Source organism: Flavobacterium panici, assembly GCF_024499525.1.
Taxonomy (GTDB): domain Bacteria; phylum Bacteroidota; class Bacteroidia; order Flavobacteriales; family Flavobacteriaceae; genus Flavobacterium; species Flavobacterium panici.
Map to the genome: position 1 here is coordinate 3,231,773 of NZ_CP100437.1, position 14,901 is coordinate 3,246,673.

General features: G+C 35.3%; 8 protein-coding genes. 1 reads left to right on the forward strand and 7 read right to left on the reverse strand.

Annotated features, from left to right (window positions below; translation table 11 throughout):
* Positions 1–87: 87 nt before the first annotated feature.
* Positions 88–1,764, reverse strand: a complete 1,677-nt coding sequence (locus NLJ00_RS13855; RefSeq protein WP_256634169.1) for an OstA-like protein — start codon at positions 1,762–1,764, stop codon at positions 88–90.
* 344 nt (positions 1,765–2,108) lie between these two features.
* Between NLJ00_RS13855 and NLJ00_RS13860 the strand changes: the two genes are divergently transcribed.
* On the forward strand, positions 2,109–3,980 hold the full coding sequence (locus NLJ00_RS13860; protein WP_256634170.1) for an alpha-amylase family glycosyl hydrolase: 1,872 nt from the start codon (positions 2,109–2,111) through the stop codon (positions 3,978–3,980).
* 376 nt (positions 3,981–4,356) lie between these two features.
* On the opposite strand, the gene NLJ00_RS13865 is transcribed toward NLJ00_RS13860, so the two are convergent.
* From NLJ00_RS13865 to NLJ00_RS13890, 6 genes are all read right to left on the reverse strand, one after another.
* Positions 4,357–5,718 carry an alpha-amylase family glycosyl hydrolase gene (locus tag NLJ00_RS13865; RefSeq protein WP_256634171.1) on the reverse strand — a complete coding sequence of 454 codons (1,362 nt, stop codon included), beginning with the start codon at positions 5,716–5,718 and terminating at the stop codon, positions 4,357–4,359.
* A gap of 242 nt (positions 5,719–5,960) precedes the next feature.
* Positions 5,961–7,682 carry a glycoside hydrolase family protein gene (locus tag NLJ00_RS13870; RefSeq protein WP_256634172.1) on the reverse strand — a complete coding sequence of 574 codons (1,722 nt, stop codon included), beginning with the start codon at positions 7,680–7,682 and terminating at the stop codon, positions 5,961–5,963.
* Positions 7,683–7,697: 15 nt separating this feature from the next.
* Complete coding sequence (locus NLJ00_RS13875) at positions 7,698–8,984, reverse strand: MFS transporter (protein WP_256634173.1); 1,287 nt, start codon at positions 8,982–8,984, stop codon at positions 7,698–7,700.
* A complete protein-coding gene (locus tag NLJ00_RS13880) occupies positions 8,984–10,042 on the reverse strand; it encodes a glycoside hydrolase family 130 protein (protein ID WP_256634174.1) in 1,059 nt (352 codons plus the stop codon). The genes NLJ00_RS13875 and NLJ00_RS13880 overlap by 1 nt, the downstream gene beginning before the upstream one ends.
* A 183-nt stretch (positions 10,043–10,225) precedes the next feature.
* Positions 10,226–11,773 carry a RagB/SusD family nutrient uptake outer membrane protein gene (locus tag NLJ00_RS13885; RefSeq protein WP_256634175.1) on the reverse strand — a complete coding sequence of 516 codons (1,548 nt, stop codon included), beginning with the start codon at positions 11,771–11,773 and terminating at the stop codon, positions 10,226–10,228.
* 10 nt (positions 11,774–11,783) lie between these two features.
* Entirely contained in the window at positions 11,784–14,864 is a 3,081-nt protein-coding gene (locus tag NLJ00_RS13890) for a SusC/RagA family TonB-linked outer membrane protein (RefSeq protein WP_256634176.1), read from the reverse strand.
* Positions 14,865–14,901 lie beyond the last annotated feature (37 nt).

Genomic DNA, 14,901 nt, shown 5'->3' on the forward strand with positions numbered 1-14,901 from the left:
TTACATCTTGATGTGAAGATCGCAAAGCTGAGACTGAATACTGCGACTAATTTCAAAGTCTGTAAACTGTAAACTGAATACTGAAAACTATTTAACCTTAGGTTTAGTCTCCGTTTTCACAGCTGGTTTTTTCTTGTCGTAATTCAAAGTCTCTTTCCTGACTTTCATAGGAACGTTTTTATCTTTTTCTTCCTGCTCTTTTCCTTCTTTGACTAATTTGTCGTTCATTTCATTTTCTTCGGCAGTAAAAATATCGTCTTTTGATTTTATTCTTTCGTCACCGCGCCAGACAAAACCACGCAGTTTACGGGCATTTTCAGGTAAATCTTCTTCGGGGAAAATATCTCCGTCAACACGATTAAAAAACGTAATGGTTTCTACAGCATTATTCTCCAGAATCAGGTTTATTTTACTGCTGACATTTTTATTAATTCCGATTAATTCATTGGCGTCATTCCGCATAAAATAGACGACTTCGGTATTTTTGACGACGTCAACATCGTGGAGTTTTCCTTCTTTAAACTTTCCAAATAAATTGAGCCCCTTGACCTGATTATATCCCGTTCCTAAAGTGTCCTTGGAGATAAGGAAAGTGTTATTAATAACCTTTAATGAATCTAATTTTTTGGTATTATTATCGCCAATTAAATGCATTAAATCGCCTGTAATCTGACTGTCGCCGTTCCATAAAATCGGGCTTCCAATTAGTTTTGTTAAAGCGGTTTTAGAATTTGAATGTATCGAATCACATTTTCCGCTCATGTCGGTTTTATAAAAACGAACATTTTTAAACGCTCTCAAAATTCGTTCACCTTGTTTTCCGGTAACCATTAATCTTTGTCCGTGAATGTAAACCGAATCGTTTTCGACTAAATTAATAGCAACCGCCCTTTTGGTAACAAACATAGAATCTTTTAGTTTGTAAATCTCGGCATAATGCCCTTTTACAAGCCCTTTATTAATAGAATCTGTGATTTTTACATTTCGCGTTGCCGAAGCAAATTCGGTGTTTCGATTATAAAATAAACTATCTCCTTCAATGAGTCGGTCATCGTATTTTATGTATGATTTCCGTAAAAAATGAGCGAGGTTTTTCTTGGTGTCGTAAAACCCTTTTTCAGTATAAATATAATTGGCTTTACTGGTAATTGTTGAAGGACCAAGTAAATAAGTATGCCCTGAATTACTGTAATAATCTAAATGATTTGATTTTATAACATACTTCGGGTTCGTAATCGTAACTTCTGTCAAAAACTGAAATTTTTTCTCGGCTACAAAATACCTTCCTGACTTGCTAACCAAAGTATTGTCTTTGTTAACAATTGTTCCTTTTGTATTGTAGAAAACTTCTTGGGTATTTCGGTCAAAATTAATAGTGTCTGTTTGCAAAGTAGCATCTGGCGAAGTCATTACAGCATCTCCAGTTGCAAAAGCTTTTTTCATATTTCCGTTATATTCGGCATATTTACTATTTAAAAACAAAGTATCACCTTGTACTAATTGTACATTTCCAAAGGCTTTTAAATAATTTTCTTTCTGAAAATAATACGCTTTATTACAAGTAAGCACTACTCCGTCATGGTTTACTTTTACGTTTCCGGTAAGCAAGACCGCATCAGGCGCTGTAGCCTGATCCACATCTAAATAATCAGAATGTTCTATGTTGATTTTTTTTGGTCCCTGCGCTTTTTTTGGTGCTTGCGCAGAAATGATTTGAACACTTAATAAAAGCAGACAAGATATAAAAAAGAGTAATTTCTTCAAGTGATTAAATTTTTGTCAAATTTATAAAAAAGGATACAACCTTAGATTGTTATTAGCATTAATTTATCTTTTTAGGTTCAGAGGCTCATAGGTACAAAGGTTCAAAGGTGGAATTTGGCATTTTTAATGACATTTTAGGGCCTTTGAACCTTTGTCTCTTTGCACCTTTGTACCTCAATTTTATCAACAAAACCGTGAACTCTCACGTTGTAGTTAACGATTTCGTTATTGCAAAATGATAAATTGAAATGGCATTCTTCGGAGTTATAAAAAATAAACTAAATTTAGGAATTGGATTTAGATTTCTAATTCCGATAAACAGATACGTTTAGATTTAAAAAACTATGATAAAAAGTAAATTTATTGTTGCGGGAATGGCCGCGGCAATGTTGTTTTCGGGTTGTAAAACAAAAGATTTAAAAATGAGTGAAGTAAAAGAAGAAAATTCAAAAGATCATAAAATTGTTGTTTACCAGGTTTTTACCCGTTTATTCGGAAATAAAAACAAAACCAATAAACCGTGGGGAACAATTGAAGAAAACGGAGTTGGAAAGTTTAATGATTTTACAGATAAAGCACTTCACGAAATTAAGGATTTAGGCGTAACTTATATTTGGTATACGGGCGTTCCGCATCACGCTTTGGTTCGTGATTATACGGCTTATGGAATCTCAAACGACGATCCTGAAGTGGTAAAAGGCCGTGCAGGTTCACCATATGCTGTAAAAGATTATTATAATGTAAATCCTGATTTAGCCGTAAATCCCGCAAACAGATTACAGGAATTTGAGGCTTTAATTGCTCGTACACATAAAGCAGGTTTAAAACTAATTATAGATATAGTTCCAAATCATATTGCGAGAAAATACGAAGGGAAAAATAATCCTGAGGGTGTAAGAGATTTTGGTGCCGATGATGATGTGAATGTTGAATACAAACGTGACAATAATTTCTACTATATTCCAAATATGCATTTTGAAATTCCCGATGGAGATATTCCGTTAAACGGAGAAAAAAATCCTCTTGTTGATGGCGTTTTTGATGAAAATCCGGCAAAGTGGACAGGAAATGGTTCGCGTAAAGTAAAACCGGATCAAAATGACTGGTATGAAACAGTAAAAGTAAATTATGGAGTTCGTCCCGACGGTACAAAAGATTTTCCTGAACTTCCGACTGGTTTTGATCAAAAATCTTATCAGGAACATTTTGCATTTTGGCAGGATAAAGAGATACCCGATTCGTGGAAAAAATTTAAATCAATAGCTTTATACTGGACAGCAAAAGGTGTTGATGGTTTCCGTTATGATATGGCAGAAATGGTTCCGTATGAATTTTGGAGTTATATGAACTCTGCAATTAAAATGAAAAATCCGAATGCTTTTTTATTGGCAGAAGTTTATAATCCAAATGAATACAGAAATTATATTCGTTTAGGAAAAATGGATTATTTGTATGATAAAGTAGAAACTTATGATAAACTGAAAGATGTTATTCGTGGAAAATCTTCTCCGGATGGATTATCGGATATTCAAAAAGGAATGGCAGATATTGAGCATCATATGCTTCATTTTCTTGACAATCATGACGAACAGCGTTTAGCTTCTCCGGAATTTGCAGGAACTCCGGAACGCGGCAAACCTTTAATGGTAGTTTCAACTACTTTGAGCACTTCGCCAACAATGGTTTATTTTGGACAGGAAGTAGGAGAGGCCGGAAATGAAAATGCAGGTTTTGGGACTCGTTCCAGAACTTCTATTTTCGATTATATTGGAGTTCCAAATCATCAAAAATGGATGAATGAAGGAAAATTTGACGGCGGACAATTGTCTGATTCTGAAAAGCATTTACGAGATTTTTACAAACGATTATTGAATTTCTCTATAAAAAGCCCGGCTTTAATGGGAAGTTTTCAGGAAATTCAATCAGTAAACCGTCAGAATAATGTGGGATATGATGAATTGATTTATTCGTTTGTTCGCTGGTCTGAAAATCAAAAACTGATAATTGTTGCTAATTTCTCTTCAGAAAAAACAAGTGAATTTGAATTAAAAATCCCATCAGATATTATTTCAAAATGGAATTTAAAAGATGGTTCGTATGTGCTTGTTGATAAATTATATTCTGAGGATAAAACCTATTTTACTGTAAAAAACGGTGAAGGTTCGGCAAGAGTTAAAATAAAACCTTCTGAATCTTTTATTTATGAAGTGAAATAGTCGACAATTAAACTTGTCAGATTTGCTAGTCCTGCAAGGTTTTCGAAACCTTGTAGGTCTTAACTATTTTAGAACCATACCTGCAAGGTTTCGAAAACCTTGCAGGATGAAAACTAATTTTTATAAATAATAAAACTATTTGGTTTTAGAATTTTGCTTCCCATTAATACTTTGACATTCGCAGGCAGTGTTATTTCTTTTTTTATACCAAAATTAATTAGAACAGTAATTTTTTCATTTTCAAAAGATCTTGTAAATGAAATTTTATCTCCCTCAAGTTCCAGATTATCATAAATTCCATATTGCAAAACTTTTTCTTTATTCCGTAAAGCGATCAATTTTTTATAGCTGTTAAGAATAGATTTTTTTTGAGGTTTTAAAGCATCACATTTATTTCTTTATAATCGGGATTGATTTTAATCCAGCTTTTTTCTGTTGAAAATCCTGCAAACGCTTCTCTGTTCCATTGCATTGGGCTTCGGGATTTATCGCGATTGTGTTCGTTACCTTCAAGAAGTGCTTCTTTGTCGTTTTTGCCTTGTGCTATTGCCAGTTGATAATGGGTTTTGCCTTGTATGTCGACCATTTCGTTTATGTTTTGGGCGATAATATTATGCATACCAATCTCTTCGCCATAGTAAATAAACGGAACTCCTTTTGCTGTAAGTATCAAAGCGGCAAGTGTGGTGGCTCTGTCTGTATTTCCGTCTGCCAGCCTGTCGATCATTCTGGGCATATCATGGCTTCCAAAAAACAAAGTGGGATAATTGCTCATGTTTTTTTCCATACTTTGCAATTCGTCAAAAATACGCTGGGTCGAAAATTCTTTAATACTTCCAAAATTGAAATTAAAAACAACATCTAATAAATCCTGCGATTGATATTGTTTTAAAACCTCGATTTTATCGCTCCCAATTTCTCCCACAATAAATCGGTTATCATATTCATTTACGGTCGATTTTATAATTTTCATCGCGTTTTTTACGCCTTCCTGATCAATATCATTTAGGTGTTCCTGCTGTCCGTTTTTCATCGGATTATCTTTTGTAATACCGTCAGTAGTCAGGAAGTTTATTACATCTAACCTGAAACCATCTACACCAGAATCAAGCCAAAAGCGAAGTATTTTTTGAACCTCAGCGACTACTTTTGGATTGGACCAGTTCAGATCGGCCATTCTTTTATCAAACTTATGATAGTAATATTGATTGGTTGCGATGTCTTTTTCCCAAGCTGTACCTCCAAAAAAAGATTCCCAATTATTCGGTTCGTCTTTCCAGATATAATAATCCCGATACGGATTGTCTTTTGATTTTCTCGATTCCTGAAACCATTTACAGTCTGTAGAAGTATGATTTAAAACCATATCAATGATGACTTTTATTCCTCTTTTATGAGCTTCATTTAAAAAAATATCAAAATCTGCTTTAGTACCATATGTTGGATCTACTTCATAATAATTGGCAATATCATAACCGTTATCCACTTTTGGTGAAGTAAGAAATGGTGTAAGCCAAATGCCTTTTATGCCTAATTCTTTTAGATAATCTAACTTTTGAGTCATTCCCTTAAAATCACCATATCCGTCTCCGTTGCTATCGGCGTAACTTGGCATATAGATTTGATAGAAAACGGATTCTTTCCACCATTTTTTGTTGGATGTATTTTGAGCGATTGCTGGATTTATGTTTAGTATTATTAGAAAAACGAATATATAATTGAAGGTATTAGATTTCATAGTATTATTGTCGATTATAATTGCGAAGGATGAATTAAAATCCATCCCTACAATATGTTTTGTTCCTTCGGAACGCTATATGAAATTCTGGATTTTAATCCATTATTTGTACCCAATCTTGTCATTCCGAGGAACGAGGAATCGCACGAGAAACTCCGTAAAGAATGTCGCCAATCTTTGTCGATTCTCTTGTGCGATTCCTCGTTCCTCGGAATGACAAACTAGGCGTGAAACTTAATGATTTATTTTTTTTGCTGATACTGATAATCTACAATTATACCATCAACTAACATTTTTGAGCCTTCATAGCTTACCTTTCCATTAGAAGGAACTTGTACAATTACAGCGGCACTTAGTGGATCCATTTTTATTTTTGCAGAAGCAGAAATATTTTTGGCTACAAAACTTCCCGAAACGGTATTATACAAATCTACTTTAGCTCCTTTTTCAACTTTTACAGTTACTGTTTTACTTGCAGAATACGGATTATAATATAGATAAGAAGGATAAGCTTTATCGCTATAAAAATCGGTTGCTAATAAATTTAATTCCAATATTCCTGTAACATTGGTTTCACGAATAATACTTCCAAAAATACCAACATGACCGCTGCCGTAAATACTAAATTGAGATTCTTTTGGATTTTCGCCAAGTACCCAAAGCGGACCATCGCCTTGTGCTACAGGACCTTTTAGGTTTTCATATTCTTTATAACTGGATTGCTTTATAATGCCTTCATAACCAATAACACCTTTTGTAACTTCAGCTAGTTCAGGTATTGTTTCATGCTCATTCGGCATATATTGCGGATAGAAAAAACGAGAAGCATTGGCAGCATTCAGCATCCATTTTCCAATTGCCGTTGCATATGATTGATCGTATCTTACCATTGGTATAAGTGGCCAGGCAGCGTCATAAGTATTCATTAAAAAACCATATCCGCCGTGATCTACTGTGCTTCCAAAAACACCCGAAATATCAATACCATTCCAGTTTCCTACGAGTGATCCCCAACCTTCACGGCAAATTGGTGTTCCGTCAAAAGTCCAGGCCAGCATTTTGTTTGTATCGTATTTTGTACCTTCTTCGGCATTAATTCTTGCTGATAAATAAGCTCCAAAAGGCATTAATACTTCATAAGTCGGATTTTTGGACTGTGATTCTAATGCTGCCAATGCGCTTTTAGCTCCTTTTAAGTATTTCGCATCGCCGAATTTTTTATACGCCATATACAATACCCATGCATGTCCAGCTGCTGCATCTGGCTGGGCACAGATTTGGTTTGTCATAGGCTTCATTTTGTTGTAATCAAAATAGGAGTATTCGTAGTTGCCGTTTAAAATTACATCGGCCTCATAAAATTTGTCTGCAATACTTCGGGCTATTTCTGTAAAACCGGGTTCGTTAGGATATTTATCATAAATGGCATAAAACAAAAGATTCGGATATACATCATACCACCAATCGCGGCCATAACCTCCGCCCAGTAAAGCAACTTCAGGGCAGGTATTATTCATCATAATATTCCAGTTGGTTTCTTTGTTGAAATAGTTTTTCAACATCGCAACATAGTTCAGGTTTTGCGAGTTGTTTTTGTCTATTCCAACTAATGTGGCTCCAAGTGTCGCGCCCATTGTTGCCAGGGCTTCATGAAACATTCCTTTATTGTGATTAGGGCCTTGTCGTACATCTGCAACAGCAGTATATAATCCAACAACGGTCTGCGGGTAATTTTTCTTGCTGTCATCCATCCAGACCATTGGCCAAAATTTGCCTTTTGCATTAAAATCATAAACTGTTTTATCAAAATCTAAAGCCAGTTTTTTATAGTCAATAATTTTTAATGGCTGTGGTAAATCCGGCATTTGTGCCACACGGGGTATGTTTTGCTGCGTTACTTGTGCGGCTGCTGTTAAACTTAAAACTAACAGACACGAAGTGCTTATTTTTATAAATGTATTCATTTTGTTCTTTTTAATTTAAAGAAGTCCTGCGGCTGTTTCTTCTAATACTTTAGCTTCTATTTCTTCATCTGGTGAAAGTTCAAGACCTTGTTTGATAATTTTTTTGCTGATGTAAATGGAGCATAATTGCAATAGTGCGATAATACCAATGGCATATCTTAGAGCAATATCTTCAGATACAACAAAATACAAGGTTAAGAAAGTTCCGGCGCCTAAAAGTCTTCCAAGGTATAAACCGGCTTCATGGTTTAGGATATAAGCGAATTCGCCTCTTTTTTCGATTCTGGAAACAATGTCAATTACTTTTAACTGAATAGGGAAATAGGCTAAATCCATCAACGGTTTTGCTATAAGTAATAATAGTAAAAAGATTATTACGCCCATTTTGTTAAAAAGAAAACCATTTAAACAAGCGCCTAAAGCAAATAAAATTAACCCTACAGAAAAAGTTTTAATCCTGTCTGATGGTTTAGAAAAACGACCAATGAAATAAATAATAATTGCGGCTAAAACAGCCCCTATAGATTGTGCTTTTCCTAATGCGCCTTCTTCTCCCAATATTTTAAAAATAAGCATGGCAGGTGCGGTAACCAAAAATCCTTGCGCCAAACCTTTGAAGGCTGCCAATGACAGCAGTTTGTACCAAAGCGGATGAAATTTGAAAAATATATATTGCTTTTGTACAGGATTTATAAATTTACCTCTATAACAAACCATTGAAGCAATAATGGTAATTAAAAAAACAACCGCTGTAATGATTTCATAAGCCCGATGTTTTTCGTTTTCGCCTATTTTTGACTGAATAAACAAACCAATTGCTGCAGGTATTGCAATGGCAATTATGGTATAAATAAAAGTTTCTAATCCGTAATAATAATTTCGGTTGTTGTCATTTGTTATAGACAAAGCCAGATAATCGCGATTTGACCAGTATAATCCAAATGAAAGCCCCATAGTAATCCCGGCAACACCAATTCCAATTAAATCGAGTGTTTTTAAGGACATCATTATAATCATCGAAACGCCGCTGAGCATCATTCCAATTGAATATAATTTTTTGATATTGATATGCTTCAGCAAAAATCCATTTAATAAAAATGTAAGCGGAATCCCGGTATAAATTGCCAATTGATAGATAACTACTTTTGAGGTATCATTAGAGTTTCGCATAATGTAAGCGGCGACAAATATATCGATAACCGGCAGTACTAATGCGTAGACTAAGTTGGTGAAAATAAGAATACGAAAATTATGGGTCTGACTTTTAAAATGATCAATTTCTGATATAAGTTTTTTAAACATTAGCTATTTTTTAAAAGTAAAAGGATTTCTTTAATCGAAAACTGAGCACCGCATACAAATTCATCTGATGCACCGTAATACATGGTAATAGTGTCTCCGTCAGGCTCTACAATGTGTCCGTTGGTGAATACTACGTTTCCGAAAAAACCGCTTAATTCATATTCTTCAGCAGGAACCATAATAGGATCTATTGTTCTTGCAATTACTTTTGTGGGATCTTCAAGATCCATTAAAAAAGCACCTAAACAATACATATGGTTTTCATTGGCACCGTGATAAATTTCGAGCCATCCTTTTTCTGTTTTTATGGGCGCAGCTCCGGCACCAACCCTTTTACTGTCCCAGATTCCTTTTCTTGTTTTTATGATGCAGTGATGATTTCCCCAGTGAATACCATCAGGAGAAGAAGCAATCCAAATGTAATTACCGCCAATATCTACGCTGCTTGGGCGGTGTAAAGCATAAAATAATCCGTTTATTTTTTCTTCAAAAATGGCACAGTCTTTATTGTGCGCGGGTAAAATCATACCGTGTTTGGTAAAGTTTTTCCAATCGGTTGTAGTACGCAAACCAACACCAACACCATTGTCTGATACAGAAGTGAAGGTTAGGTAATATGTTCTTTCAATCTGGGCGACGCGGCAGTCTTCTATTCCAAAAGTTTCGAGCATACCTTCGCCAACCAAATGCGGATAGTTTTCGGGTTCATAAAAATTATGTCCGTCTTCACTGCATAAAAGTCTAAGATGGGAAAGCGTGGTTAAATAATCAACTCCTTTATAATTGATAACACGTGCATCTGTTGCAATAAGTTCAGGATCGTTTTTTTCTATTTCAATAATGTGAATTTCACCTGTTTGAGTCAGTATGGGAAACGAAATAACAGTATCCTTTTGTTTTGGTCTTTCGGCAACGCGCACTATCAGCCAGGTTTTATTATCATATTGAAATACGCCGGGATTTAATAAGCATGTAATTTCTAATCCTTCTCTGCTTGCAGGAATGTCTACAGGCGATAATAATGGGTTGTCTGCAAAACGTTTCGCTATATCTTTCATGATTTTTAGTTTTATTTTTTATCGTTTTTAATTACCTACAGCTTTAGCTGGAGGTTGAAGAATTGATAATAAATTCGGCTTTAGCCAAAATAATTAAGTGTTTTGGCTAAAGCCTAGTTCTCATTCCCTTTTTGATCCCCAGCTAAAGCTGGAGGCAATTTAAAAGTTGGAAATAGATTTATCTTAATATCCAGGATTTTGTGTTAAAAGCCCTGCTGAGGCATCTACTTCTGCTTGCGGAATTGGATACAGCATATGCTTGTCTAAGAAAACCTTTCCATGCGCCGTCATTACTTCTTTTGCAATTCCCCATCTTTTTAAATCGGGCATTCTTTGATTTTCAAAACCTAATTCGGATCTTCTTTCAGCAATCAGCCAAGTTTTTATAAGAGCTTTATCTCCAGAATTTGGTCTGTCTGGCAATGTTCCTGCGGGTGGAGGAGGACCAACAGAAGTTACCGGAATAGTTTTACTTGGGTCAGCTGGAAAAGCCGGATCCTGTACTCTAACCGTAACAGTTGTAACTGTATTTCTCGCTCTTGCTCTAATTTGGTTTATAATGTCAATCGCACCTGAATAATTTCCTGTTTCATTAAGTGCTTCTGCTTTCCAAAGTAAAACATCAGCATAACGAATGAAAACTTTATTGTTTGGAGCGTCATCATCGCCTTTGTTTCCGCCGTCTGTAGTTCCTAAAAGTTTATTAACCCATTGTTCAGGAGCATTTACGGTATATAATTTTCTAGGATCATTAGGCTCAAACGAAGCTAAAAAATCAGTGCTTGGAGCAAAAAATCCCCATCCAAGAGGTGCACAAATTCCGTTTCCTTTTCTTGGATCAGCTTGTTTAACATGGTTATAAGAGAAAATAACTTCATTGTCTGCATATTCCTTGTTCATATTAAAGTTATCAAAATAATTCGCATCAAGGCTATAAAAACCTGTTGTTTCTAATTCTGATACTAAAGTATTTACAGCCGACCAGTCTTTATTGTATAGCGCGGTTTTGGCCAAAAGTGCAATAACGGCCCCTTTTGAAACTCTCCATTTTTCTGTATTTGACGAATATTTTAAGTTTGGTAAAAGTCCTTTTGCTGTTTCTAAATCTGTTTTAATTTGGCTCCATACGGTTTCTTTTGGAGCTCTTACGGCTTTATCAAAAGCTTCCTGATATGTTTTTATAGGAGCCAGAATTAAAGGCACATCACCAAAATTGGTTACCAATGAAAAGTAATAGTACGAACGTAAAAAATAAGCTTCGCCCAATAATTGGTTTTTTCTTTGGGTAGAAATTCCGGTAAGCGATTCAATTTCCGGGTTCAATAGAAAATTCAATGCAATGTTGGTTCTTTTGATACCTTCATAATCGTATTTCCACAATCCGTTTGGACCACCGTTTGTCGAAGTAAAAGTGAAATTATTGATTTCATCCATCCAGGATTGATCACCATCCGGAGACCATTTTTTCTCCATATCATCAGATGCGATATCATCTATAATAATATCATTTTGAAATACTAGACCTCCGTTCCAATCCCATTCAGCCAGCTGATTTAATCTGTTGGATAACATATCGTAAGAAGAAGTTACAGAACTTTCTACAGAAGCTAATGTTGGTTTAGAATTAGCTTGTTCCTGAGTTTGCGCTCCGATAGGATCTGTAGTAAGTTCATCTTCGCAGCTTGTTAAGGCAAGCGCAATAAGGATTACTGTTATATATTTATATTTCATGATTCGATTATTAAATTTTAAATTTTAGACCTATTAATATTGTACTAGATTGAGGATAAGTACCCTGATCTATAAAAGAAGTCGATTCTGGATCTAAACCAGTGTATTTCGTAAAAGTCAATAAGTTTTGTCCGGATACATACATTCTTAAATACGTATCGCCAATTATTTTAGGATTAAACGTATATCCAATTTCAAGATTTTTTAATCTCAAATAAGAAGCATCTTCTACAAAAACACTTGAAACCTGACTTCCTCCGTTATCATTCAATGTATTACGAGGAATTGTGTTGCTTGTACCTTCGCCATTCCATGCGTTTAATACTGAAGTAGTAGAATTGAAAGGACGGCTGTCGTAATCTAAAATTTGTTTTAAATCATTGTAACGATCTACACCCGAAACGCCTTGGAAAAGAAATGACATGTCAAATCTTTTATATGAAGCATTAAATGAAAATCCGTATGTTATTTTCGGGATTGAACTTCCTATAAACGTTCTGTCATTCGCATTAATTTGTCCGTCTCCGTTTAAGTCTTTAAACTTAATATCGCCGGGTTTTGCACCGTTTGAATTGGAGTATAAAGCAGCATCTATTTCTGCCTGATTCTGATAAATTCCGTCAAACTTCAATCCATAATACGAACTAATTGGCTGTCCAACTACTGTTTTAGTATGCGTTTTATCATCATTAATTTCAGAAACATATTGCTGTAACTGTTCTACATTATTTTTTAGTGTAGCAATATTTCCGTTGATTCCGTATTTAAATTCGTGATCGTTGTTTTGAAAATTAGCTCCAAATTCAAAACCTTTATTAGTTACAACACCGGCATTAACGTAGGTTTTATTGATTTGACCAACTGTTGCAGACGGAAGTCCTACGGCTAGTAAAATATCATCTGTTCTTTTATCAAAATAATCGACAGAGAAAGTCAGTTTATTTTCTAAAACACCTAAATCAAGACCAAAGTTAGTTTGCGTAGTCGTTTCCCATTTTAGGTCAGGATTACCGTAACGAACCACATTTATAATTCCGCCAGTTTCAGTAACAAGAGTTTCATAGGCATTATTAGGGATTTCCTGATTTCCTGATTGTCCCCAGCTGGCTCTCCATTTTAGATTAGAAACCCATTTTGCATTTTCCATGAATTTTTCTCTCGACATAACCCAGCCTCCGGAAACCGAAGGAAAATAGCCCCATTTATTATTAGGTCCAAAACGCGAAGAACCATCGGCTCTTATTGTACCTGAAACTAAATATTTATTATCATATGCATAATTTGCAGACGCAAAAAAGGAAATAAGGTTCCAGCTTTGTGCAGATCCTGAACTGTTTTTATTGACATCACTTCCGTAATCCAAATAACGGAAAGGATCTGTCGTATTGTTATAATTCGTTCTGCTTCCGCCAACTGCAGATTGATCGTAACTAACTGTTTCTTCACCTAATAAGGCATTGATACTGTGTTTCTCTGCAAGAGTTTTAGTATAGTTTAAAGTATTGGTAAAGGTAAAAGTTGTGGCTTCACCTCTGTTTTCATTTAAGTTTGAAGGTCGGTTTTGTCTGCCTTGTCCCGGATATAATTCATTTGGGTCGTTGTCATTATCATCTCCAAAATTTTCTCCAAAAGCTTTATTGTGATCGAAAGTGATTTCAGCACCAAAATTACTTCTGAATTTTAATGATTTATCTGCCAGAAAAGCATATTCGGCATAAACATTTCCAAAGGTTTTAAAAGCAGATCGTACATCATCTGTAAAATTAACGATCGCAATAGGATTAGATGTCAGCTCATAATTACGGCTCCATCCGCCATTAGGATTATTGTTTAAGTAGAAAGGCAAATCAGTATAAGGATCATTTGCTTTATACGTTGGATCGCTTACATCTTTATAAACTCCTAAAACAGAAGGACGTAATAACGCATGTCTGATAACTCCCGGAGCATCTCCGCTAGAAGACATTTTATCCTGTCTGCTGCTGGTAATTTGAAAGTTTGTACCCACTTTAAGACGTTCTGTAATTTCAGTATTGATATTTGCTCTAAAATTGATACGTTTGTAAGTATCTTTATCGCCTACTACAATACCATTTTGTCCAAAATAACCACCGGAAATTAAGTATTGTGTTTTATCAGTACCTCCGCTGGCTGAAATCTGGAAATTGTCTGTTCTTCCTGCACCAAATAATTCGTTTAACCAGTTTGTGTTTGATAACGGAATTCCGTTAACCTGTCCGTTAGTTCTATCGGTTTGATAAGGACTTATGGCATTTGCAGGATTATTGTTAGAATTATGCCAAGCCTGATCCATTACAGTCAAATACTGATCTGCGTTTAGCATTTTTGGAAGGTTAGTGGCATAACTTGTTCCGCCAAAATAATCTACGTCAATATTTGCTTTTCCTTTTGCACCGCTTTTAGTAGTAAGAATAACAACCCCGCCCGAAGATCTTGATCCGTATATAGCTGTTGCAGCAGCATCTTTTAAAACGGTCATCGATTTTACATCAGACATGTTCAGAAACGAAATGTCGCGGGTCGCAACACCATCTACAACATAAAGTACTTCGTTGTTACCCAATGTCCCTTCCCCTCTAATACGTATTTTAAGTCCATCGCCAGGAGCACCCGTATTAGCCGAAACCGAAACTCCGGCAACTTGCCCTTGTAGTGCTTGTCCAACATCAGATACTTTTGTTTTAGCTAATTCGCTCATATCTACAGTTGCAACAGCACCTGTTATGGACGATTTTTTTTCACTTGTATATCCTACAATAACAACTTCATTCAAAGCATTTGAATCTGCTGCCAGCGTAACATTTATTTCTTTTCTGCCAGATACGGCAACTTCCTGAGATTGATATCCTACATAGCTAAAAATAAGGACAGCGTCTGAACCTGCATTAATGATATAATTACCATCAAAATCGGTTATGGCATAGGTTGAGGTTCCTTTTACATTGATATTTGCCTGCGGCATTGGACCATCAATATCAGAAACTACACCTTTTATGGTTTGAGCATTCATAATGCTTCCCACCATCATTATTCCAAACAGGAATAACTTATAAATATATTTTTTCATCATGATAAGGAAGTGTTAGTTGAGTTAGTGTTTTGATTGT

Excerpts from the sequence above, each read along its gene's own strand:
- NLJ00_RS13860 (WP_256634170.1), top strand. The coding sequence starts at position 2,109 with ATGATAAAAAGTAAATTTATTGTTGCGGGAATGGCCGCGGCAATGTTG.
- NLJ00_RS13865 (WP_256634171.1), bottom strand. The coding sequence starts at position 5,718 with ATGAAATCTAATACCTTCAATTATATATTCGTTTTTCTAATAATACTA.
- NLJ00_RS13870 (WP_256634172.1), bottom strand. The coding sequence starts at position 7,682 with ATGAATACATTTATAAAAATAAGCACTTCGTGTCTGTTAGTTTTAAGT.
- NLJ00_RS13875 (WP_256634173.1), bottom strand. The coding sequence starts at position 8,984 with ATGTTTAAAAAACTTATATCAGAAATTGATCATTTTAAAAGTCAGACC.
- NLJ00_RS13880 (WP_256634174.1), bottom strand. The coding sequence starts at position 10,042 with ATGAAAGATATAGCGAAACGTTTTGCAGACAACCCATTATTATCGCCT.
- NLJ00_RS13885 (WP_256634175.1), bottom strand. The coding sequence starts at position 11,773 with ATGAAATATAAATATATAACAGTAATCCTTATTGCGCTTGCCTTAACA.
- NLJ00_RS13890 (WP_256634176.1), bottom strand. The coding sequence starts at position 14,864 with ATGATGAAAAAATATATTTATAAGTTATTCCTGTTTGGAATAATGATG.